Annotated in this window: 20 protein-coding genes; 17 read left to right on the top strand and 3 right to left on the bottom strand. The window is 69.6% G+C overall.

Annotated elements, in window-relative coordinates:
• The first annotated feature begins 15 nt into the window (after positions 1 to 15).
• From thrS to HUJ41_RS06040, 13 genes are all read left to right on the top strand, one after another.
• On the top strand, positions 16 to 1,929 hold the full coding sequence (thrS, locus tag HUJ41_RS05980; RefSeq protein WP_246299356.1) for a threonine--tRNA ligase: 1,914 nt from the start codon (positions 16 to 18) through the stop codon (positions 1,927 to 1,929).
• 8 nt (positions 1,930 to 1,937) lie between these two features.
• A complete protein-coding gene (locus HUJ41_RS05985; RefSeq protein WP_218925671.1) occupies positions 1,938 to 2,510 on the top strand; it encodes an HIT family protein in 573 nt (190 codons plus the stop codon).
• Positions 2,511 to 2,586: 76 nt separating this feature from the next.
• Complete coding sequence (gene pdxS / locus HUJ41_RS05990) at positions 2,587 to 3,477, top strand: pyridoxal 5'-phosphate synthase lyase subunit PdxS (protein WP_179873747.1); 891 nt, start codon at positions 2,587 to 2,589, stop codon at positions 3,475 to 3,477.
• Positions 3,467 to 4,066: a pyridoxal 5'-phosphate synthase glutaminase subunit PdxT gene (gene pdxT / locus HUJ41_RS05995; RefSeq protein ID WP_224744601.1), complete on the top strand. Its 600-nt coding sequence runs from the start codon at positions 3,467 to 3,469 to the stop codon at positions 4,064 to 4,066. The genes pdxS and pdxT overlap by 11 nt, the downstream gene beginning before the upstream one ends.
• 47 nt (positions 4,067 to 4,113) lie before the next feature.
• Positions 4,114 to 4,722, top strand: a complete 609-nt coding sequence (locus HUJ41_RS06000) for a hypothetical protein (protein WP_179873749.1) — start codon at positions 4,114 to 4,116, stop codon at positions 4,720 to 4,722.
• Between the two features lie 37 nt (positions 4,723 to 4,759).
• The gene (locus HUJ41_RS06005) at positions 4,760 to 5,527 is read left to right on the top strand and encodes a YebC/PmpR family DNA-binding transcriptional regulator (RefSeq protein WP_179873750.1); all 768 of its coding nucleotides are present in this window, start codon (positions 4,760 to 4,762) and stop codon (positions 5,525 to 5,527) included.
• Positions 5,528 to 5,530: 3 nt separating this feature from the next.
• A complete protein-coding gene (ruvC, locus tag HUJ41_RS06010) occupies positions 5,531 to 6,124 on the top strand; it encodes a crossover junction endodeoxyribonuclease RuvC (protein WP_179873751.1) in 594 nt (197 codons plus the stop codon).
• Positions 6,121 to 6,762, top strand: coding sequence for a Holliday junction branch migration protein RuvA (gene ruvA / locus HUJ41_RS06015; protein ID WP_179873752.1), 642 nt, complete (start codon positions 6,121 to 6,123; stop codon positions 6,760 to 6,762). Before ruvC ends, ruvA begins: the two co-directional genes overlap by 4 nt.
• Positions 6,759 to 7,775 (top strand): Holliday junction branch migration DNA helicase RuvB, encoded by a 1,017-nt coding sequence (ruvB, locus tag HUJ41_RS06020; RefSeq protein WP_179873753.1) that lies wholly within the window; start codon positions 6,759 to 6,761, stop codon positions 7,773 to 7,775. The genes ruvA and ruvB overlap by 4 nt, the downstream gene beginning before the upstream one ends.
• Before the next feature lie 88 nt (positions 7,776 to 7,863).
• Positions 7,864 to 8,226 (top strand): preprotein translocase subunit YajC, encoded by a 363-nt coding sequence (gene yajC / locus HUJ41_RS06025; protein ID WP_179873754.1) that lies wholly within the window; start codon positions 7,864 to 7,866, stop codon positions 8,224 to 8,226.
• A 79-nt stretch (positions 8,227 to 8,305) separates the two neighbouring features.
• Entirely contained in the window at positions 8,306 to 10,054 is a 1,749-nt protein-coding gene (gene secD, locus HUJ41_RS06030; protein WP_179873755.1) for a protein translocase subunit SecD, read from the top strand.
• Positions 10,051 to 11,061: a protein translocase subunit SecF gene (gene secF / locus HUJ41_RS06035; protein ID WP_179873756.1), complete on the top strand. Its 1,011-nt coding sequence runs from the start codon at positions 10,051 to 10,053 to the stop codon at positions 11,059 to 11,061. Before secD ends, secF begins: the two co-directional genes overlap by 4 nt.
• Positions 11,062 to 11,119: 58 nt before the next feature.
• Positions 11,120 to 13,375 (top strand): RelA/SpoT family protein, encoded by a 2,256-nt coding sequence (locus HUJ41_RS06040; RefSeq protein ID WP_179873757.1) that lies wholly within the window; start codon positions 11,120 to 11,122, stop codon positions 13,373 to 13,375.
• On the opposite strand, the gene HUJ41_RS06045 is transcribed toward HUJ41_RS06040, so the two are convergent.
• The 3 genes from HUJ41_RS06045 to HUJ41_RS06055 form a co-directional block, all read right to left on the bottom strand.
• Positions 13,354 to 13,923, bottom strand: coding sequence for a type IV toxin-antitoxin system AbiEi family antitoxin (locus tag HUJ41_RS06045; protein ID WP_179873758.1), 570 nt, complete (start codon positions 13,921 to 13,923; stop codon positions 13,354 to 13,356). The two genes, HUJ41_RS06040 and HUJ41_RS06045, sit on opposite strands and share 22 nt — an antisense overlap.
• Positions 13,924 to 14,013: 90 nt before the next feature.
• Positions 14,014 to 15,246 carry a DUF349 domain-containing protein gene (locus HUJ41_RS06050; RefSeq protein ID WP_179873759.1) on the bottom strand — a complete coding sequence of 411 codons (1,233 nt, stop codon included), beginning with the start codon at positions 15,244 to 15,246 and terminating at the stop codon, positions 14,014 to 14,016.
• 112 nt (positions 15,247 to 15,358) lie between these two features.
• Positions 15,359 to 16,141: a peptidylprolyl isomerase gene (locus tag HUJ41_RS06055; protein WP_179873760.1), complete on the bottom strand. Its 783-nt coding sequence runs from the start codon at positions 16,139 to 16,141 to the stop codon at positions 15,359 to 15,361.
• Between the two features lie 126 nt (positions 16,142 to 16,267).
• Here HUJ41_RS06055 and HUJ41_RS06060 point away from each other — a divergent pair, with 126 nt between their 5' ends.
• From HUJ41_RS06060 to alaS, 4 genes are all read left to right on the top strand, one after another.
• On the top strand, positions 16,268 to 17,632 hold the full coding sequence (locus tag HUJ41_RS06060; RefSeq protein ID WP_179873761.1) for a replication-associated recombination protein A: 1,365 nt from the start codon (positions 16,268 to 16,270) through the stop codon (positions 17,630 to 17,632).
• 164 nt (positions 17,633 to 17,796) lie between these two features.
• On the top strand, positions 17,797 to 18,426 hold the full coding sequence (gene rpsD, locus HUJ41_RS06065) for a 30S ribosomal protein S4 (protein WP_179873762.1): 630 nt from the start codon (positions 17,797 to 17,799) through the stop codon (positions 18,424 to 18,426).
• A 147-nt stretch (positions 18,427 to 18,573) separates the two neighbouring features.
• The gene (locus tag HUJ41_RS06070) at positions 18,574 to 18,801 is read left to right on the top strand and encodes a hypothetical protein (protein WP_152582895.1); all 228 of its coding nucleotides are present in this window, start codon (positions 18,574 to 18,576) and stop codon (positions 18,799 to 18,801) included.
• 60 nt (positions 18,802 to 18,861) lie between these two features.
• Positions 18,862 to 21,519, top strand: a complete 2,658-nt coding sequence (gene alaS, locus HUJ41_RS06075) for an alanine--tRNA ligase (RefSeq protein ID WP_179873763.1) — start codon at positions 18,862 to 18,864, stop codon at positions 21,517 to 21,519.
• Positions 21,520 to 21,521: the final 2 nt, after the last annotated feature.

Below are 21,521 nucleotides of genomic sequence, written 5' to 3' on the forward strand. Positions count from 1 at the left end.
CGGGCGGTGGTCGCCATGCGCGTGAATGGCGAACTGCGCGACCTCGCGCACCGCCTCGAGCCAGGGGACCGCGTGAGCGCGGTCGCGATCGACTCGCCCGACGGGCTCGACATCCTGCGCCACTCGACCGCGCACGTCCTCGCGCAGGCGGTGCAGTCGCTCCATCCGCAGGCGAGGCTCGGCATCGGCCCGCCCGTGACCGACGGCTTCTACTACGACTTCGGCGTCGAGTCGCCCTTCACGGTGGACGATTTCGGCCCGTTGCAGAAGGCCATGGAGCGCATCATCCGTCAGGGTCAGCGATTCCAGCGCCGCGTCGTGACGGAGGACGAGGCACGGGCAGAGCTCGCCGACGAGCCGTACAAGCTCGAGCTCATCGGTCTCAAGGGCGGCGTGTCCGACTCGAGCGACGGGGAGAGCGTCGAGGTCGGCGGGGCCGAGCTGACGATCTACGACAACGTCGACGCCAAGACCGGCGAGGTCTACTGGAAGGACCTCTGCCGCGGTCCGCACCTGCCGAGCACGCGCATGATCGGCAACGGCTGGGCGCTCACGCGTGTCGCCGCAGCCTACTGGCGGGGCAGCGAGAAGAACCCGCAGCTGCAGCGCATCTACGGCACGGCGTGGGCGTCCAAGGATGCCCTGCGCGAGCACCAGTCGCGCCTCGAGGAGGCCGCCAAGCGCGACCACCGCAAGCTGGGAGCCGAGCTGGACCTGTTCTCCTTCCCGACAGAGATCGGGTCGGGCATGTCGGTGTGGCACCCCCGTGGGGGCATCGTGCGCCTCGAGATGGAGCAGCACGCGATGCGTCGCAACCGCGAGGCGGGCTACAGCTACGTCTACACGCCTCACATCACCAAGAGCGCTCTGTTCGAGCAGTCGGGGCACCTCACCAACTACGCCGACAGCATGTTCCCGCCCATGACGCTCGACGTCGTGCATGACGAGGCTGGCGAGGTGGTCTCGCCCGGGCAGGACTACTACCTCAAGCCCATGAACTGCCCGTTCCACATCCTCATCTATCGCGAGCGGCCGCGCAGCTACCGCGAGCTGCCGCTGCGCTACAGCGAGTTCGGCGCCGTCTACCGCAACGAGCACTCGGGTGCGCTGCACGGGCTCACGCGCGTACGCGGCCTCACGATGGACGACGCCCACCTGTTCGTGCGACCCGACCAGCTGGAGGCGGAAGTCGCGAGCACTCTCGAGCTCGTGCTCAGCATGCTGCGCGACTTCGGCCTCACCGACTTCTACCTCGAGCTCTCCACGCGCGACGACGTCAAGGACAAGTGGCTCGGCGACGACGAGATGTGGCAGACCACGACGGAGGCTCTGCGCCGTGTCGCGGTCGCGTCCGGTCTCGAGCTCGTCGACGATCCCGGCGGGGCCGCGTTCTACGGCCCCAAGATCTCAGTGCAGGCCCGTGACGCCATCGGGCGCACGTGGCAGCTCTCGACCGTGCAGATCGATCCGAACCTGCCTGAGCGATTCGATCTCGAGTACACCGCGCCGGATGGCTCGCGCCAGCGCCCGATCATGATCCACCGCGCCCTGCTCGGCTCGATGGAGCGGTTCTTCGCGATCCTGCTCGAGCACTACGCGGGCGCCTTCCCGGCATGGCTCGCCCCCGAGCAGGTCGTCGGCATCCCCGTCGCCGAGGAGTTCGCCGACTACCTCACGGACGTCATCGATCAGCTGCGGGCTCGTGGCGTGCGCGCGCACGTCGACGACTCGGACGACCGCATGCCGAAGAAGATCCGCACGCACACGAAGGCCAAGGTCCCGTACCTGCTCATCGCGGGCGAGGAGGATCGCGCTCAGGGTGCCGTGAGCTTCCGCTTCCGCGACGGCACGCAGCTCAACGGCGTTCCCGTCGCCGAGGCGATCGAGCGCATCACGGGCGTCATCGAGCGCCGGTCGCAGGAGCTCTAGGCGCGCCCGTGGAGGACTCCGAGCACGCGATCGACGGCGTCCCCGCCGAGCCGGGGGAGCGCTTCGCTGGCATCCCCGATGCCTTCCAGCGACTCTGGACGCCGCATCGGCTCGTCTACATCGAGCACGGGCAGCAGCCGCACGATGACGCGTGCCCGTTCTGCCGCGCTCCAGAGCTCAGCGATGAGGAGTCGCTCATCGTCGCGCGCGGCGAGCACGCCTATGTGCTCCTCAATCTCTACCCGTACAACAGCGGCCACCTTCTCGTGTGCCCCTATCGGCACATTGCGCAGTATGACGAGGCCTCGCCGGAGGAGGTCGCCGAGATCGGCGAGCTCACGCAGACCGCCATGCGCGTACTGCGCACGGCGGCGCGCTGCGACGGATTCAACCTCGGCATGAACCAGGGGCGCATCGCCGGCGCCGGAATCGCGGGGCACCTGCACCAGCACATCGTGCCTCGCTGGGCTCTCGACGCGAACTTCTTCCCGATCATCGCGGGCACGAAGGCCGTGCCCCGTCTGCTGGGGGAGACCCGCGCCGAGATCGCGGGCGCCTGGCCTTCAGGCACGCGGCGTTAGACTGGCGCGCGCCGCCACTCACCATCTCTCACCTCGCGGTATCGCGCGCGTTGCGCGCAGGAAAGGGTCCACAGCAATGACCGAGAAGACTCAGGGAACCAGCCGCGTCAAGCGCGGCCTCGCCGACATGCTCAAGGGCGGCGTCATCATGGACGTCGTCACTGCCGAGCAGGCGCGTATCGCCGAGGACGCCGGCGCCGTCGCCGTCATGGCGCTCGAGCGGGTTCCCGCCGACATCCGTGCCCAGGGTGGTGTCGCGCGCATGAGCGACCCCGACCTCATCGATGCGATCCGAGCGGCAGTGTCGATCCCCGTCATGGCCAAGGCCCGCATCGGGCACTTCGTCGAGGCCCAGGTGCTGCAGTCGCTCGGCGTGGACTACATCGACGAGTCCGAGGTGCTCAGCCCCGCCGACTACGTCAACCACATCGACAAGTGGCCGTTCACCGTTCCGTTCGTCTGCGGGGCGACCAACCTGGGCGAGGCCCTGCGCCGCATCACCGAGGGCGCCGCGATGATCCGCTCGAAGGGCGAGGCCGGCACCGGCGACGTCTCCGAGGCGACGAAGCACATCCGCACCATCCTCGGCGAGATCCGCGCCCTCTCTGCCAAGAGCCCTGACGAGTGGTACGTCGCCGCCAAGGAGCTGCAGGCTCCCTACGAGCTCGTCGCCGAGGTCGCGCAGTCGGGTTCTCTGCCCGTCGTGCTGTTCACCGCCGGTGGCGTCGCGACGCCCGCCGATGCGGCCCTCATGATGCAGCTCGGCGCCGACGGCGTCTTCGTCGGCTCGGGCATCTTCAAGTCGGGCAACCCCGAGGCGCGCGCCGCGGCGATCGTGAAGGCCACCGCGGCCTACACCGACCCCGCCGCGATCGCGGATGCCTCCCGAGGCCTCGGCGAGGCGATGGTCGGCATCAACGTCGCCGACCTTCCGGCGCCGCACCGTCTCGCCGAGCGTGGCTGGTAGTCAGCCGCCCGTCGGGGTCTTCGCACTGCAGGGCGACGTGCGCGAGCACCTCGCCGTGCTCGCCTCCCTGGGGGCGGATGCACGACCCGTGCGCCGCCCCGAGGAGCTCGACGAGGTCGCGGGGCTCGTGATCCCCGGCGGGGAGTCGAGTGTCATGGACAAGCTCAGCCGCCTGTTCGGGCTGCGCGAGCCTCTGCGGCAGCGCATCGCCGCGGGCATGCCGGTCTATGGCACGTGCGCGGGGCTCATCATGCTCGCGGACAGGCTGCAGGACGGCATCGCGGGCCAGCAGACCCTGGGCGGGCTCGACATCGTCGCGCGCCGCAACGCCTTCGGCACGCAGTCCGACTCCTTCGAGACCGATCTGACCATCCCGGCGCTCGGCGACGCTCCCGTCCACGCCGTCTTCATCCGTGCCCCGGTCGTCGAGGAGGTCGGCGATCGGGTCGAGGTGCTCGCGCGTCTCGATGGCGGCGACATCGTCGCGGTCGAGCAGGGCGCCTTGCTCGCGACGGCCTTCCACCCCGAGATCACCCACGAGGACCGATTCCATCGCCGCTTCCTCGAGCACGTGGCCGTACGGGCCTGACTGTCTCGCGGTCGACGGGGCCGAGCGGCACGGGCCAGGATGGGCTCATGCTCTATTCCCAGTACCCCGTCGCACGCACGCGGCAGATCATCGCGGACGTCCTCGGTCTTCTCACCACGATCGCCGTCATCGCGATAGGCCTCGCCGTCACTGCGGCGATTCGCACTCTCGGGCAGTTCGGCCGCGACCTCGAGACGGCGGGGGAGGGATTCCAGGAGGGACTCGGGGAGGCGGCCGAGAACCTGGGTGACGTGCCCCTGATCGGGGGCGGCATCCGAGTGCCGCTGGATGCCGCGGCATCCGCGGGCGGCGCCGTCGCCGAGGCCGGCCGCGGCCAGCAGCAGTTCGTCGAGCTCGTCGCCGTCGGAGCGGGCTGGGCCGTCGTGCTGTTCCCCCTGCTCGTACTCGCCCTCGTGTGGGTGTGGCCCCGCAGTCGTTTCGTGCGGCGCTCTGCGGCCATGCGGCGGCTGCTCGAGTCGGGCATGACGGGCGACACCCTCGCGGTGCGCGCCATGGCGCGTGCCCCCCTCGCCGAGCTTGCGCGCGTGCATCCCGACCCGGGAGCGGCCTGGCGCGCGCAGGATGCCGAGGCGATCAGGGCCCTCGCGGCGCTCGAGCTGCGGCGTTCGGGAATCCGTCCGCAGAGGCTCCCGTAGACTGGCTCAGTTGTCCCCGTCCTAACCGAGGAGTGAGATGTCAGGGCATTCCAAGTGGGCGACCACGAAGCACAAGAAGGCGATCATCGACCAGCGCCGTGCCAAGTCGTTCGCCAAGCTCATCAAGAACATCGAGGTAGCCGCCAAGATCGGCGGCGCCGACATGAGCGGCAACCCGACGCTCGTCGATGCCGTGCAGAAGGCCAAGAAGACCTCGGTGCCCAACGACAACATCGACCGCGCCATCAAGCGCGGCGCGGGTCTCACGGGCGAGACGATCGACTACCAGACGATCATGTACGAGGGCTACGGCCCCGGCGGTCTCGCGCTGCTGATCGAGTGCCTCACCGACAATCGCAACCGTGCCGCGGCGGAGGTGCGCACGGCGATGACGCGCAACGGGGGGACGATGGCCGACCCCGGGAGCGTCGCCTACAACTTCGCCCGAAAGGGCGTGATCTCGATCACCAAGACCGACGACGTGACGGAGGACGACATTCTGCTCGCCGTGCTCGACGCCGGCGCCGAGGAGGTCATCGACCAGGGCGGCGGCTTCGAGGTCGTCACTGACCCGTCGCAGCTGCTCGAGGCGCGCTCTGCGCTGCAGGAGGCGGGCATCGAGTACGACTCGGCGGAGCCCGAGTTCGTGGCAAGCGTGCAGATCGAGGCTGACGCGGAGACCGCGCGCAAGCTCTTCCGCCTCGTCGACGCGATGGATGAGCTCGACGATGTGCAGAACATCTACACGAACGTCGCCCTGACCCCTGAGGTGCGCGCCGAGCTCGACACCGACGACGACGAGTAGCGCGTGCCGCTGCGGGTGCTCGGCGTCGACCCCGGACTGACGCGGTGCGGGGTGGGCGTCGTCGACATCGATGCGCGACGCCGCGCGAGCCTCGTCGCGGTGACCGTCATCAGGACCGAGCCAGACCTGCCGCTCGAGCAGAGGCTGCTGGCGATCGGCACCGAGCTCGCCGATCTGCTCGACGAGCACCGCCCGCACGTCGTGGCTCTCGAGCGGGTCTTCGCCCAGCACAATGTGCGCACCGTCATGGGAACAGCGCAGGCGAGCGGCGTAGTTCTGCACGCCGCGGCGGCGCGCGGCCTTGCGGTCACTCTGCACACGCCGACCGAGGTCAAGGCTGCGGTCACCGGGCACGGTGGTGCCGACAAGAAGCAGGTGACGGCGATGGTGCAGCGCATCCTGCGTCTGGATGCTCCGCCGAAGCCCGCGGACGCCGCCGATGCGCTCGCCCTCGCGATCTGCCACGGCTGGCGGGGAGGGCCTGCGACCCACAGCGACCCGGCAGACAGCGGTGCCGGAGCCCAGCGCTCGACTCCGGCGCAGGATGTGTGGCGCGCCGCCGAGAAGGCGGCGGGCGCCCGTAGGCTCGAGCGGTGATCGCCAGCCTCCGCGGAACCATCGTCGCGCTCGCGACCGGTCGACTCGTGCTCGAGGTCGCCGGCGTGGGCTATGCCGTCGCGATCACCGAGCGCCATGCGCGGGAGCTGCGCGTCGGCGACACCGTGCGACTGCACACGGCACTCGTGGTGCGGGAAGACGACCTGAGCCTGTTCGGCTTCGTCGACGAGGTCGAGCTGGGGCTCTTCGAGCTGCTGCGCACCGTCTCGGGGGTCGGGCCGAAGTCCGCGCTCGGCGTTCTCGGCTCGCTGGACGCCGACGCGATCGCGCACGCGATTGCGAACGATGACGACGCCCCCTTCCGCGCCGTGGGCGGCATCGGCCCCAAGACGGCGAAGCTCATCGTCGTCACGCTCGCCGGCAAGCTGGACGCTCCGCGCACGCCCGGGCGCGGAGGCGCAGCGGGGGAGCCCTCGCGCGCGGAGACCGCGCCGCGCACGGCCCTCGTCGCGGCACTCACCGGGCTCGGATGGCCCGAGCGCACGGCGCTCGAGGCCGCCACCGCGGTCATCGAGGAGGCGGAGGAGGCACCGCTGCCCGAGCTGCCCGTGCTGCTGCGGCGCGCGCTCGCGCAGCTCGGCCCGGCCCGCGACGCTCGCGGAGGCTCGGCGCGATGAACGACGCGGTCGTGCGACCGGACCCCGAGTCCGAGGCGGAGCTCGCCTTCGAGGGCGCGCTGCGCCCGAGCAGCCTCGAGGAGTTTGTCGGCCAGCAGAAGGTGCGCCGCCAGCTCGAGCTGCTGCTCGAAGCAGCCTCGTTGCAGAACCGCAGCCCCGATCACATCCTCCTCGCGGGCCCGCCCGGGCTCGGCAAGACCACCCTCGCGATGATCGTCGCCCACGAGGGCGATCGGCCTCTGCGCATGACGAGCGGCCCGGCCATTCAACATGCCGGCGATCTGGCCGCCGTCCTGTCCTCCCTCGTCCCCGGCGAGGTGCTCTTCGTCGACGAGATCCACCGCATGGCGCGCTCCGCCGAGGAGATGCTGTATCTCGCGATGGAGGACTTCCGCGTCGACATCATGGTCGGCAAGGGGGCCGGCGCCACGAGCATCCCGCTCGAGCTCGCACCCTTCACCCTCGTCGGCGCGACCACGAGATCCGGGCTGCTGCCGAACCCGTTGCGCGACCGCTTCGGCTTCACCGCGCATCTGGAGTTCTACGAGCCGGAGGAGCTCTTGCGGGTCATCACCCGTGCCGCAGCACTGCTGCGCTTCGACATCGGGGAGGACGCCCTCACCGAGATCTCCGGTCGCTCGCGCGGCACACCGCGCATCGCGAACCGCCTGCTGCGGCGTGTGCGCGACTTCGCACTCGTGCACGGAGGCCCCGCGGACCGGGGCGCTGTCCAGGCTGCTCTCGAACTGTACGACGTGGACGAGCGCGGGCTCGACCGCCTCGACCGCGCCGTGCTCACGGCGATCGTCGACCGCTTCGCGGGAGGCCCCGTCGGGCTCTCGACACTCGCCGTGTCGGTCGGGGAGGAGGCTGAGACCATCGAAGCGGTCGTCGAGCCCTTCCTCGTGCGCACGGGTCTGCTCTCGCGCACGCCGCGCGGGCGCGTCGCGACGGCTCGCGCGTGGCAGCACCTCGGGCGGAGGCCCGAGCCGACCGTGCTCGATGACCTATAGTGGTCGGCAGGCTCTGGCGCAGCATCCGCATGCCCTCACGACGACCGCGTCGTCGAGCCGCTGAACTCCCCGAAAGGCGTCCCACCCCATGGATCCGTTGACTATCGTCATGCTGGCCGTTCTGGCCCTGCTCATCTTCTTCATGATCCGCAATTCGCGGAAGCGCCGCGCCGACATGGCAGAGCTGCAGGACAAGATGGTGCCGGGCGCTGAGGTCATGACCAACTTCGGCCTCTTCGGCACACTCCTCGAGATCGACGAGGAGTCCAACATCGCCGTACTCGAGACCGGCCCGGGCAGCACCGTGCGCGTGCACCGGCAGACCCTCGCTCGCGTTGTCGAAGACGACGTCCTCGAGGAGGAGGAAGCGGACGAGGTCGACGGCGACGACTCGACCGACGCTCCCCGCCTCAACGAATCGAGCGCCGACGCCAAGAAGTCGGACGACTGACCCCTCTCCGTCCCGGCCGCGTGGTGCGCGCCTTCTGACGCATGCCCGCAGATTCGACCGAAGAAATGAGTACCTAGAGGTGGCCCGAAGCACTCCCGAGCGCAACGCGATCCGCTCACTCGTCTGGCTGCTCGTCATCATCGTCGGCCTCATTGCCGCCAATGGCGCGAGCGTTCTGTTCAACAACGGGCAGTGGACGCCCAAGCTCGCCCTCGACCTCGAGGGCGGCACGCAGATCATCCTCGCGCCGCAGCTCGCCTCCGGAGACCAGGTCGACCAGGAGCAGCTCGAGCAGGCCGTCTCGATTATTCGACAGCGCGTCGATGCGGGCGGAGTGAGCGAGGCGGAGATCAACACGCAGGGCGGCGAGAACATCGTCGTCGCGATTCCCGGTGTGCCCGACCCCGCGACGATCGAGCGCATTCAGAGCTCGGCGAAGCTCGAATTCCGGCCCGTGCTGCTCGCCGATCTCGCCTCGAACCAGATTCTCGACGACCCCGAGGCGACCGACGAGGATTCTGCCGACGGCGACGAGACGGACGAGGCCGCGACCGACGACGAGGCTGCGGAGGGCGAGACGGCCGAGCCGACCCCGAGCGCCTCTCCCACCGACGCGAGCGACCCGGCGTGGATCACCGAAGAGCTCCAGCGGGAGTTCGACACCTTCGAGTGCTCGAGCCTCGACGTCGTGGGGGCGAACGTCGCGCCTGTCGACGAGCCTCTCGTGACGTGCGAGGCGGACGGCTCGATCAAGTACATCCTCGGCCCGGTCGAGGTCGAGGGTGAGGCCATCGCCGACGCGCGATCGGGGCTCATCGCCTCGTCGACGGGCGTCACCACGAACGAGTTCGGGGTCTTCATCGACTTCAACGAGGAGGGCACGGCGCAGTTCCGCGAGGTCACGGAACGCCTCGTGAGCTTGACCGGAATCCGCAACCAGTTCGCCATCGTGCTGGACGGGCGCGTCATCAGCGCCCCTCGTACGATCAGCGCGATCACCGACGGCTCTCCGCAGATCAGCGGAAACTTCACGCAGGAGAGCGCGCAGGTGCTCGCCGATCAGCTCAAGTTCGGCGCTCTGCCGCTCGGCTTCGAGGTGCAGAGCAGCGAGAACATCACGGCGACGCTCGGACTCTCCCAGTTGCAGAGCGGCATCATCGCCGGGCTCATCGGTATCGCTCTCGTCATCGGCTACGCGCTCATCCAGTACCGGGCCCTCGGCGGGGTGATCATCGCGTCCCTCGTCATCGCGGGCATCGTGACGTACCTCATCATCACGTACCTCTCGAACCAGCAGGGCTACCGCCTCTCCCTCGCCGGCGTCGCGGGCCTCATCATCTCCATCGGCGTCATCGCCGACTCCTTCATCGTGTACTTCGAGCGCATCCGCGACGAGCTGCGCGACGGGCGCAGACTCGATGGCGCGGTCGAGGCGGGCTGGAAGCGAGCCTTCCGCACGATCCTCATCTCCGACGTCATCAACTTCATCGCCGCGGCGGTGCTCTTCGTGCTCGCGGTGGGCAACGTACGAGGGTTCGCCTTCACGCTCGGTATCACGACGATCGTCGACCTCGTCATCGTGGCGCTCTTCACGCACCCGATGATGCAGCTCCTGGGGCGCACGCGCTTCTTCGGCGACGGCCACCCGCTGAGCGGTCTCGACCCCAAGGCGCTCGGCGCCGTCTACCGCGGCCGAGCGCAGTTCCGGCAGCCGCAATCGGTGCCAGCGGTCAAGCGCGCGAGCAGCAGCCGTGAGGCGCAGCGCCGTCAGACGATCGCCGAGCGCAAGGCCGCGGAAGCCCGCGGCGAAGGAGAGGACGCGCGATGAGCATGCTCACCCGGGTCGGCAACGACCTCTACACCGGTGCACGGTCCTTCGACTTCGTCGGCAAGCGCGTCGTGTGGTACTCGATCGGCGCGGCCGTCATCATTCTCGCGATCGCCTTCACGGCACTGCGCGGGGGGTTCGTGTTCGGCATCGAGTTCCGCGGCGGCTCCGAGTTCCGGGTCACGGGCAGCTCGGCCGCGATCGAGGGCACTGCAGCGGCGACGTCGATCGCCGTCGAGGCGGTCGACGAGGTCGTGACGGGCGCCAACCCGCGCGTCTCCATCGTCGGCGGCGACTCCGTGCGCGTGCAGACCGAGCAGCTCACGCCGGGGGAGACGGACGAGCTCAGGGCCGCCCTCGCGGATGCCTACGGCGTCACGCAGGCCGACGTGGCCTCGTCCTTCATCGGTGCGACGTGGGGCGCGGATATCACCCGGCAGGCGGTTCTGGCTCTCGTCGTCTTCCTGCTCTTCGCGAGTGTGGTCATGGCGCTCTACTTCCGCACCTGGAAGATGGCCGTCGCGGCGATCGTCGCGCTGTTCCACGACCTCATCATCACGACCGGCGTCTACGGCGTGCTCGGGCTCGAGATCACCCCAGCGGCGGTCATCGGCTTCCTCACGATCCTCGGCTACTCCCTGTACGACACGGTCGTGGTGTTCGACAAGGTTCGCGAGAACACGAGCGAGGACGGCGTCGAGTCGCGGCGCACCTTCGCGCAATCGGTGAACCTCGCCGTCAATCAGACTCTCGTCCGCTCGATCAACACCTCCGTCGTCGCGGTGTTGCCCACCGCTGCGATCCTGTTCATCGGCTCCCTGCTCCTCGGCGCGGGAACCCTGCGCGACATCGCGCTCGCGCTGTTCATCGGCACGCTCGTGGGAACGTACTCGTCGATCTTCCTCGCGGCGCCGCTGTACGTGCACTTGCGCGAGAACGAGCCCGAGGTCAAGAAGCAGGGCGCGCGGCAGAAGGCGGCACGCCCGGAGTCGGGCGCCGTCCGCTGATCGCACCTGAGCGGGAGGCTCGCCCACGCGCCGTAGAATCGCAGCAGGAGGCGCAGGGATGACCGAGACGACGCAGCAGCAGGGTCCTGCGCTGCGCGCGCTCCTGCCCCGCATCTTCTCGCGCTCGCAGCCCGCGGGCGGTCTCGAGAGTCTCACAAAGACGGTGCGGCAGCAGCATCCCAAGGCCGATATCGCCCTCATCGAACGCGCCTACAGGGTGGCGGAGCGGGCGCACGCTGGCCAGACCCGGAAGAGCGGCGAGCCGTACATCACGCACCCGCTCGCGGTCGCGCAGATCCTCGCCGACCTCGGCATCGGGGCGAAGACCATCTCGGCGGCGCTCCTGCACGACACGGTGGAGGACACTGCGTACTCGATCGATCAGCTGCGTGCGGACTTCGGCGACGAGATCGGGATGCTCGTGGACGGCGTCACGAAGCTCGACAAGCTCAAGTACGGAGATAGTGCGCAGGCGGAGACGGTGCGCAAGATGATCGTCGCGATGTCGAAAGACATCAGGGTGCTCATCGTCAAGCTCGCCGACCGTCTGCACAATGCGCGCACGTGGGGCTTCGTGCCGGCCGAGTCGGCTCAGCGCAAAGCGCAGGAGACGCTCGAGATCTACGCGCCGCTCGCGCATCGACTCGGCATCCAGACGATCAAGTGGGAGCTCGAGGACCTCTCGTTCGCCGTGCTCTACCCGAAGATCTACGTCGAGATCGAGAGTCTCGTCAAGGGGCGCACTCCCGAGCGCGAGGCCTTCGTGCAGCAGGTCATCGACGAGGTCAAGACCGATCTGCGGCAGGCGAAGATCAAGGGAGCCGTGGTCGGGCGGCCGAAGCAGTACTACTCGATCTACCAGAAGATGGTCCATCGCGGCCGCGACTTCGACGACATCTACGACCTCACGGGAGTGCGCATCCTCGTCGGGTCGATCCGAGACTGCTACGCGGTCCTCGGCGCCGTGCATGCGCGCTGGAACCCCATGCCCGGTCGCTTCAAGGACTACATCGCGACGCCGAAGTTCAACCTGTACCAGTCTCTGCACACGACCGTGTTCGGCCCGGGAGGCCGACCCGTCGAGCTGCAGATACGCACGCACGAGATGCATCAGCGCGCAGAGTTCGGGGTGGCGGCGCACTGGAAGTACAAGGAGCGCATGGCCGGCGCGGGCCGCGGTGAGGCGGGCACGGAGCGCTCGGACACCGACATGGCCTGGCTCGCGCACATCTCCGACTGGCAGGCGGAGACGAGCGACCCGACCGAGTTCCTCGACAATCTGCGCTACGAGATCGGGGCGAAAGAGGTCTACGTCTTCACGCCCAAGGGCAAGGTCATCGGGTTGCCGGCCGGCGCGACGCCCGTGGACTTCGCCTACGCCGTGCACACCGAGATCGGCCACCGCACGATGGGCGCCAAGGTGAACGGTCGGCTCGTCCCCCTCGAGACGGTGCTGGCGAGCGGGGACTCGGTCGAGGTGTTCACCTCGAAGAATCCCGACGCGGGCCCGAGTCAGGACTGGCTGAACTTCGTCACGAGCACGCGAGCGCGCTCCAAGATCCGCCAGTGGTTCACCAAGGAGCGCCGCGACGAGGCCGTCGAGCAGGGCAAGGATGCGATCGCGCGGGCGATGCGCAAGCAGAACCTGCCCCTCCAGCGCCTCATGACGCAGGATTCTGTGGCGCATGTCGCTCACCAGCTGCGCTACGAGACCGTCGAGGCCCTGTATGCGGCGGTCGGCGAGGGGCACGTGTCCACTCAGTCGGTCATCGAGAAGATCCTCGCGACCCTGCACGTGGAGTCCGAGTCGGACGACGAGCCCTTCAGCGTCCCCTCGCGCGTGCGCAGCCCGCTGAAGACGAGCGACTCAGGTGTCCTCGTGCGCGGCGCCCCCGACATCCTCGTCAAGCTCGCCAAGTGCTGCACCCCCGTGCCCGGCGACGCTATCGTCGGCTTCGTCACGCGCGGGCAGGGTGTCAGCGTGCACCGAGGGGACTGCACCAACGTGCAGTCGCTCCTGGCTGAGCCGGACCGCATGATCGACGTCGAGTGGGCACCGACCTCCAAGAGCGTCTTCCTCGTGCAGGTGCAGGTGGAGGCGCTCGACCGGGGCGGTCTGCTCTCCGACGTCACGCGCGTGCTGACCGAGCACCACGTCAACATCCTCTCCGCGAGCGTCAACACCAATCGCGACCGGCTCGCGATCAGTCGTTTCGTCTTCGAGATGGGCGACACGACGCATCTCGACCGTGTGCTCAACGCGGTGCGCCGCATCGACGCGGTGTACGACGTCTACCGGGTCAGCAACGGCTGAGCCGCTTCGGCGGCCGCCCGCTCCAGTCGTGCTCGCGCCCGGCGGCTGTGCGCGGCCCCGGGTCGACGCCGCAGAGCCTCGTCGATGCGCTCGGCACTCAGCCCTCTCGTCACCACGGCCTCCTGCAGGGCTGAGACGAGCACACGGGGAAGATCGTCGCCTTCGTCGTGCCGGGCGAGGTCGAGGAGCGTGCGCAGCGGGGTCGTGATCGCGACGCTCTCGAGCCTCACGGTCTCATCGAGGTCGATGACGACCTCCCGAGCCGCGAGAGCACGTCGCGCCGAGGAAGGAATGCGCTGACGGCTCGAGACGCAGCAGCACAGCGTGGGGCAGCTCGAGTCGGTCCAGCCCCAGACCCACGCCGCGCAGCGCCCGGCGATGATGACGCGATCGTCACCGAGTGCGGGGGCGAGGGCCGTCGCACGCGCCCGTGGGTCGAGAGGCACGTCGAGGGGCAGGTAGCTCCCCCCGAGCGGAAGCAGCTCTCCGTCGAGGACAGCGGCGCGCAATTCGGTATCGGTCAGGCGAAGCGGAGTGCGGGGCGTCATGCCGAGAGTCTCGCGCTCGCGCGGCCGCGAGACAGAGCATCCTCTCGAAAGGGGGAGAGCGCCGCGTCGAGCCGGACCTGGGGAGAACGCTCAGGCGTCGACGGCGGCCAGCCAGGCGCGTCGGGCCTCGAGAGCCTCGGTCAGCTCGGCGACCTTCGCCTCGTCCTTCGCCGCGCGGGCGGCTGCGAGGTCTGCCTCGAGGCCGGCGATCGCCGACTCCAGCTGCGCGGCGAGACCCTCCGAGCGTGCCTTCTTCTCGGGGTTCGAGGTGTTCCAGTGGTCGTCCTCGAGCTTGCGGACGGCCGTCTCGATGGCGCGCAGTCTGTCCTCGACCGACTTCATCTGATCGCGGGGGACCTTGCCGATCGCGTCCCACCGCTTCTGGATGTTCGTGAGCGTGTTGCGCGCTGCGACGCGATCGGTCGCGGTCAGGAGAGGCTTCGCCTCCTCGAGGATCGCGAGCTTCGCCTCGAGGTTGTCGGCGAACTCCTCGTTCTCCCGCGCGTCGACCTCGGCCTTGGCGGCGTAGAGCACGTCGCCCGCGGCCTTGAACGAGTCCCAGAGCGCGTCGTCGACCTTCTTGCCGGCCCTGCCCGCCTGCTTCCACTCGTCGAGGAGCCTCCGATAGGCGGGGATGCCCGCGGTGCCCTGGCTCGCGAGCGCCTCCGCGCGCGTGACGAGCTCCTGCTTGCGCTGCCGTGCATCCTTGTGCTCGGCGTCGAGCGCCGCGAAGAAGGCGCGCCGATGCGTCTCGACCGTCGTGCGTGCCGCACGGAAGCGCTTCCAGAGCTCGTCAGCCTGCTTCTTCGGCACGCGCGGGCCGGACTGCTGGTGCTCCTTCCAGCGGGAGAACAGGGCATCCAGCTCGGCCGTGGCCTGCTTCCACTGCACCGACTGCGGGTCCTTCGCCGCGAGGGCCTCCGCCGCGACGACGATCTGGGTGCGCTCGGCGAGAGCGGCCTCGAGCGCGGCAGCCGCTTCGGCCTTCTGCTCCTCCGTGAGCTTCTCGACCGCGACGGTGAGGGCGGAGACGCGCGTGCGCAGCGCCTCGAGGTCGCCGACGGCTGCGGCCGACTCGAGGGCCTCGGTGAGGCTCGTCACGGTCTTGGCGACGTCCGCAGCGGGAGCCCCGCCGCGCGCGCGCTGCTCGAGCAGTCGCACCTGGCCCTCGAGCTCCGCGTACTTGCGGGTGAAGTAGGCGAGAGCCTCCTCGGGAGTGCCGTCGGGATACTGCCCCACTGCGCGCTCGGTACCCCGGTCGGTGACGAAGACCGTGCCGGTCTCGTCGACGCGGCCCCACTGGGTCACACCGTTGTCAGTCACGTGGATCTCATCCTCTGGTCACTCGGTCGGCGGCGAAGGTCGTCGCACGGCTTTTCAGCATATTCCACGCGTCCCGCCGCCCGGCGGGTGGCGGAGGCGGCGCGGTGCATCGCTACTGGATCGTGATGCTCGTGATCGTCGTCGGAACGGTGGGCGCGCCGTCGGGAGCGCCGCCCTCGGCGCCCGCGTCGACGATGCCGGTCATGAGCGAGTCGAGCCCGCTCGTGATGCGGCCGAGCACCGTGTATCCACCGGCGGCATCCGAGGGGATGGTCGAGTCCTCGTAGACGATGAAGAACTGGCTGCCCATGCTCGACCCGTCGCCGCCCTGGCGCGCCATCGCGAGGGTGCCTTCAGGGTAGACGTCGTCCTCCGGTGCGTTCTCGATCGGCCCGAACCGGTAGTCGGGCCCTCCCGAGCCGTCGCCGGCGGGATCGCCGCACTGCAGCACGAAGATGCCCTCTGTCGTGAGGCGGTGGCAGGTGAGACCTGCGAAGAACTCCGTCTGCGCGAGGGAGACGAACGAGGCGACAGCCTGCGGGGCCGCCATGCCGTCGAGCTCGAGGCCGAGCTCGATGTTCTCGTTGAGGGTGAGCGAGCCCGTCCAGGTGCGGAACTCGCTGAGCTCAGGGGCGGGCGCCGCGGCGTCGGGCGTTGCGGACGGGGTGGCGGACGCCTCTGCTGTGGGGGTGATGACCGGCTCGGGCGCGCCCGGCCCGGCGACGTACGCCAGCTGCGCCGTCGTCGCGAGCGCAGCAACCACGACGAGCCCGATGACGGCGACGAGGTTGTCGCGCTTGCGGCGCGCAATCTTCGCCTCATGGACGGTCTGGCGCGCCTGGTACTGGCGCAGCCTCTCGCGGGCCTGACGGTCTCTGCTCGAGCTGGCTGCCACTGTGCTCCCTCACCTTGCGGATGCTGTGGGCGCCGGGGGAGGGCGCCGAGGTGAACTCTAGTCGAGGGCGGGCGCCGCCTCGGTCGTCGACCGTCCGCTCACGGGGCGGGCCGATAGCATCGCCCCATGGATGCACAGCCCGGGCTCGGCTCGAGCGCCGTTCCCCTGGCCGTGCGCATGAGGCCGACCTCGCTCGACGAGGTCGCGGGTCAGCAGCACCTCCTCGCTCCAGGCTCGCCCCTCGTCAGCCTCGCGAGCGACGATCCCGCTCGCACTCCGAGTGCCGTCTCGGTGATCCTGTGGGGGCCGCCGGGCACGGGCAAGACGACCCTCGCGCAGGCGATCGCGCGCAGCTCGGGCCGACGCTTCGTCGAACTCTCTGCGGTCACCGCGGGCGTGCGCGATGTTCGCGACGTCATGGAGCGCGCACTGTCGGATCGCGACCTGTACGGGTCGTCGACCGTTCTCTTCCTCGACGAGATTCACCGGTTCACGAAGGCGCAGCAGGACGCTCTGCTGCCGGGGGTGGAGAACGGCTGGGTGATCCTCATCGCCGCGACGACGGAGAACCCCTCTTTCTCGGTCATCGCACCTCTTCTGAGCCGTAGCCTGCTGCTCACGCTCGCCGCGCTCAGCGACGACGACCTGGGCGAGCTCGTCGATCGAGCGGTCGCCGATCCTCGCGGTCTCGGCGGCCGGGTCGTGCTCGAGCCCGCCGCGCGCGAGACGCTCGTGCGCCTCGCCTCGGGGGATGCCCGGCGCGCCCTGACCGCGCTGGAGGCGGCCGCGCAGTCCGCAGGAGCGCACGACGGCGCTTCGGAGCAGAGCGCTCGGGACGGGCATCCCGTGATTACCGCTGACATCGTCGCGCAGGCGGTCGACCGGGCACTGCTGCGGTACGACAAGCAGGGCGACGAGCACTACGACGTCATCAGCGCTTTCATCAAGTCGATTCGGGGCAGCGACCCGGACGCCGCGCTGCACTATCTCGCGCGCATGATCGAGGCGGGGGAGGACCCGCGGTTCATCGCGCGGCGCGTCATCATCTCGGCGGCGGAGGACATCGGCATCGCCGACCCGCAGGCGCTGCCCCTCGCCGTCGCAGCCGCGCAGGCAGTGCAGCTCATCGGCATGCCGGAGGGGCGCATCCCACTCGCCGAGGCCGTCGTCTACCTCGCCACCGCACCCAAGTCGAACGCCGCCTATCGGGCGCTCGACGAGGCGATCGCCGACGTGCGGGCGGGCGGGATCGGTCGCGTGCCCGCACCGTTGCGCGATGCGCACTACCCGGGTGCGAAGCTGCTCGGCCACGGCAAGGGCTACGTGTACCCCCACGACGAACCGGTGGGCGTCGCCGAGCAGCAGCACCTGCCTGACCCGCTCGTGGGGCGCGAGTACTACCGGCCGACGGAGCGGGGGCACGAGCGCGAGGTCTCCGCGCGGCTCGCGAAGCTGCGGGCCATCGTGCGCGGCGAGAAGCGCCAGGAGTGAGCGCTCCACGCCCGTCGCTCTGCTAAGCTTGCTCGGCCCGTCAGATATGGGCACACCCTCCCTCGTAGCCTCCACCGGATCGCCTCGGCGTGCGTTCGGACCGGACGGAGCGGTGTACGCCCGTGAGCCGCTGAAATTCTCGGCCACGCCCATGGAAGGACACCGTGTCTACCAAGTCACGCACTCGCAGCAAGACCCGCCTCTCTCGCGCACTCGGCATCGCCCTCACCCCGAAGGCCGCCAAGTACCTCGAGAAGCGCCCGTACGCTCCCGGTGAGCACGGCCGCACCAAGCGCAAGGCCGACAGCGACTACGCCGTCCGTCTGCGCGAGAAGCAGCGCCTGCGCGCCCAGTACGGCATTCGCGAGGCCCAGCTCAAGATCGCGTTCAACGAGGCGCGCCGCTCCGCAGGCCTGACGGGTGAGAACCTCGTCGAGCTGCTGGAGATGCGTCTCGACGCGCTCGTGCTGCGTGCAGGCTTCGCCCGCACCACCGCGCAGGCCCGCCAGATGGTCGTGCACCGCCACATCCTCGTCGACGGCCAGCTCGTCGACCGCCCGTCGTTCCGCGTGAAGCCGGGTCAGCTCATCCACGTCAAGGCTCGCAGCGAGGGCATGGAGCCGTTCCAGGTCGCCGCGGCCGGCGGTCACGTCGACGTGCTTCCCAAGGTTCCCGGCTACCTCGAGGTCGAGCTCGACAAGCTGCAGGCGCGCCTTGTGCGCCGCCCCAAGCGTGCCGAGGTTCCCGTGACGTGCGAGGTCCAGCTCGTCGTCGAGTACTACGCCGCCCGCTAGGGCACCACAGCACGTCCTGAACGGGGGCTCGGCGCATGCCAGGCCCCCGTTCCTCGTCTCCCGGCCCCGCTAGGCTGGGGTCTGCCCGCGCGCGGGAGAGCCCGCGACCGCACTACTGACCCGCACCACCGATTGAGGGAGAACCCCATGAAGAACATCGTCTGGCTCATCGTCGGCGCTGCCGTCGGTTTCGTCGCCGCCCACCAGGTCTCCAAGACTCCTCAGGGCAAGCAGTTCTTCGACGACGTCGATGAGAAGGCTCGCGAGTTCGGCTCGGCCGTCGTCGAGGGCTACAAGCAGCGCGAGGCTGAACTGCGCGCCGCGGTGGCCGAGGCAGAGGACACGATCGCCGACCTCACGAACCGCCTCAAGTAGCACGCCCCTCGTCGTCGGGTGGGGCCCGACAGCCCCGCCACCCGAGATTCAGGAACCCCCATGCAGACCGCCGACATCCAGCGCCGGTGGCTCGACTTCTTCGGAAGCCGCGGTCACACGGTCGTGCCCTCCGCCTCGCTCATCGCGGACGACCCGACGGTCATGTTCACGATCGCGGGGATGGTGCCGTTCATTCCGTACCTCACGGGAGTCGTGCCGGCACCGTACCCGCGCGCGACGAGCGTGCAGAAGTGCATCAGGACGAACGACATCGAGGAGGTCGGCAAGACCACCCGCCACGGCACGTTCTTCCAGATGAACGGCAACTTCTCGTTCGGCGACTACTTCAAAGCCGGTGCGATCGAGTACGCCTGGGAGCTCTTGACGCTGCCCGAGTCGGAGGGCGGTCTCGGCTTCGCGGAGAAGGACCTCTGGGTCACCGTGTACGAGGAGGATGACGAGGCGCGACGACTCTGGAAGAGCATCGCCGGTCTGCCCGACGAGCGCATCCAGAACATGGGCAAGGAAGACAACTACTGGTCGACCGGCCAGCCCGGCCCGGCCGGCCCGTGCTCGGAGATCTACTTCGACCGAGGCCCGGCCTACGGCCCCGAGGGCGGCCCCGCCGTGGACGACACCCGGTACATCGAGATCTGGAACCTCGTGTTCATGCAGTACGCGATCGACCAGGTGACGTCGAAGACCGAGTTCCGCATCCTCGGCGAGCTGCCGAACAAGAACATCGACACCGGCATGGGCATGGAGCGCGTCGCGTTCCTCAAGCAGGGTGTCGAGAACATGTACGAGATCGATCAGGTGCGCCCCGTGCTCGACGCGGCCGCGGGCCTCTCCGGTCGCCGCTACGGGGCCGACCCGGAGGACGACGTGCGCATGCGCGTCATCGCCGACCACGTGCGCTCCTCGCTCATGCTCATGACGGACGGCGTGGCCCCCGGCAACGAGGGCCGCGGGTACATCCTGCGCAGGCTCATGCGCCGCAGCATTCGCGCCATGCGCCTCCTCGGCGTCGACGCGCCGAGCGTCGAGGTGCTCTTCGGCGCCTCGCGCGACGCGATGAGCACCGCGTACCCGGACGTCGCGGAGAACTACGACCGCGTCTCGCGCCTCGCCCTCGGGGAGGAGGAGGCCTTCCTGCGCACGCTCGCAGCCGGGACGAGCATCCTCGACCTCGCTGTCGACCGCACCGCGAAGGCCGGCGGGGGAGTGCTCGCCGGCGACACGGCGTTCCAGCTGCACGACACCTTCGGGTTCCCCATCGACCTCACGCTCGAGATGGCGGCGGAGGCCGGGCTCTCCGTCGACCGTGCAGCCTTCGACCGGCTCATGAGCGAGCAGCGCTCGCGCGCCAAGGCCGACGCCAAGTCGAAGAAGTCCGTGCTCGCCGACGTCTCGGTGTACGGCGAGTTCCGCGCGCACGGCGAGACGCAGTTCCTCGGCTACGACCAGCTCGACACCGAGACGACCGTGCTCGGGGTCATCGTCGACGGTCGCAGCGTGCCCGTCGCCCACGCGGGGGAACACGCCGAGATCATCCTCGCCGAGACGACCCTCTACGCGGAGTCCGGCGGCCAGGAATCCGACGCCGGGTCGATCGTCGGCCCCGGCTACGAGCTTGAGGTGCTCGACGTGCAGCGCCCCATCGCGGGGCTCGTGAGCCACCGCGTGCACGTGCGCAGCGGCGAGGTGCAGGTGGGGCACGCCGCGACCACGCACGTCGACCCGCAGTGGCGTCGTGCCGCGACCCAGGCGCACTCGGCGACGCACGTGATCCACGCCGCCCTTCGGCAGACCCTGGGCGACGACGCCCACCAGTCCGGCTCCTACAACAAGGCCGGCTACATGCGGCTCGACTTCAGCTGGAACCAGGCGCTGAGCGCCGCGACGCGCAGCGAGCTCGAGGAGATCAGCAACATCGCCGTGCGCGACAACCTTCCCGTCGAGACCCGCGTCATGGGGCTCGACGAGGCGAAGTCGCTCGGAGCGATGGCGCTGTTCGGCGAGAAGTACGGCGATCGCGTGCGGGTCGTCGACATCGGCGGCCCGTGGTCGCGCGAGCTGTGCGCGGGTACGCACGTCGCGAGCTCGGCCGAGATCGGCATGATCAGTCTCGTGAGCGAGTCCTCGGTCGGGTCGAGCAATCGGCGCGTCGAGGCGCTCGTCGGTCTCGACGCGTTCCGCGAGTTCGCGACCGAGCGCGCGATCGTCGCGCAGCTGACGAGCAGTCTCAAGACGCCGAAGGAGCAGCTGCCCGAGCGCATCACGGAGCTCACGGCTCAGCTCAAGGCGGCCGAGAAGCGCATCGCGCAGATCGAGGCGAGCCGGTTGAGCGAGCGGGTCCCCGCTCTCGTCGCCTCGGCGGCACCCGTGGGCTCCGTCACCGCGGTCGTCGAGAACCTCGGCTCGGTCGGCGCGGCCGACGACGTGCGCACGCTCGCGACGAGTGTGCGGGCACGACTCGCCGATTCCGCGGCGGTGGTCGCGCTCGCGGCCGAGGTCGGCGGCAAGGCGACCGTGATCGTGGCCACGACGCCGTCGGCGCGAGAGGCCGGCGCGAAAGCGGGTCAGCTGGCCCGGGTGGCCTCGGGGGTGCTCGGCGGCGGCGGTGGCGGCAAGGACGACCTCGCCCAGGGGGGCGGCTCCGACCCCTCGGCCATCGGTGCGGCACTCGACGCCGTCGTGCGCGAGCTGCGCGCCTGAGC

The organism is Microcella indica (assembly GCF_013414345.1).
In the GTDB taxonomy this organism is placed as follows: Bacteria; Actinomycetota; Actinomycetes; order Actinomycetales; family Microbacteriaceae; genus Microcella; species Microcella indica.

Coding starts and splice junctions, on each gene's coding strand:
- thrS (WP_246299356.1), top strand. CDS start 16: ATGCGCGTGAATGGCGAACTGCGCGACCTCGCGCACCGCCTCGAGCCA.
- pdxS (WP_179873747.1), top strand. CDS start 2,587: ATGACCGAGAAGACTCAGGGAACCAGCCGCGTCAAGCGCGGCCTCGCC.
- HUJ41_RS06000 (WP_179873749.1), top strand. CDS start 4,114: ATGCTCTATTCCCAGTACCCCGTCGCACGCACGCGGCAGATCATCGCG.
- HUJ41_RS06005 (WP_179873750.1), top strand. CDS start 4,760: ATGTCAGGGCATTCCAAGTGGGCGACCACGAAGCACAAGAAGGCGATC.
- ruvB (WP_179873753.1), top strand. CDS start 6,759: ATGAACGACGCGGTCGTGCGACCGGACCCCGAGTCCGAGGCGGAGCTC.
- yajC (WP_179873754.1), top strand. CDS start 7,864: ATGGATCCGTTGACTATCGTCATGCTGGCCGTTCTGGCCCTGCTCATC.
- secF (WP_179873756.1), top strand. CDS start 10,051: ATGAGCATGCTCACCCGGGTCGGCAACGACCTCTACACCGGTGCACGG.
- HUJ41_RS06040 (WP_179873757.1), top strand. CDS start 11,120: ATGACCGAGACGACGCAGCAGCAGGGTCCTGCGCTGCGCGCGCTCCTG.
- HUJ41_RS06045 (WP_179873758.1), bottom strand. CDS start 13,923: ATGACGCCCCGCACTCCGCTTCGCCTGACCGATACCGAATTGCGCGCC.
- HUJ41_RS06060 (WP_179873761.1), top strand. CDS start 16,268: ATGGATGCACAGCCCGGGCTCGGCTCGAGCGCCGTTCCCCTGGCCGTG.
- HUJ41_RS06070 (WP_152582895.1), top strand. CDS start 18,574: ATGAAGAACATCGTCTGGCTCATCGTCGGCGCTGCCGTCGGTTTCGTC.
- alaS (WP_179873763.1), top strand. CDS start 18,862: ATGCAGACCGCCGACATCCAGCGCCGGTGGCTCGACTTCTTCGGAAGC.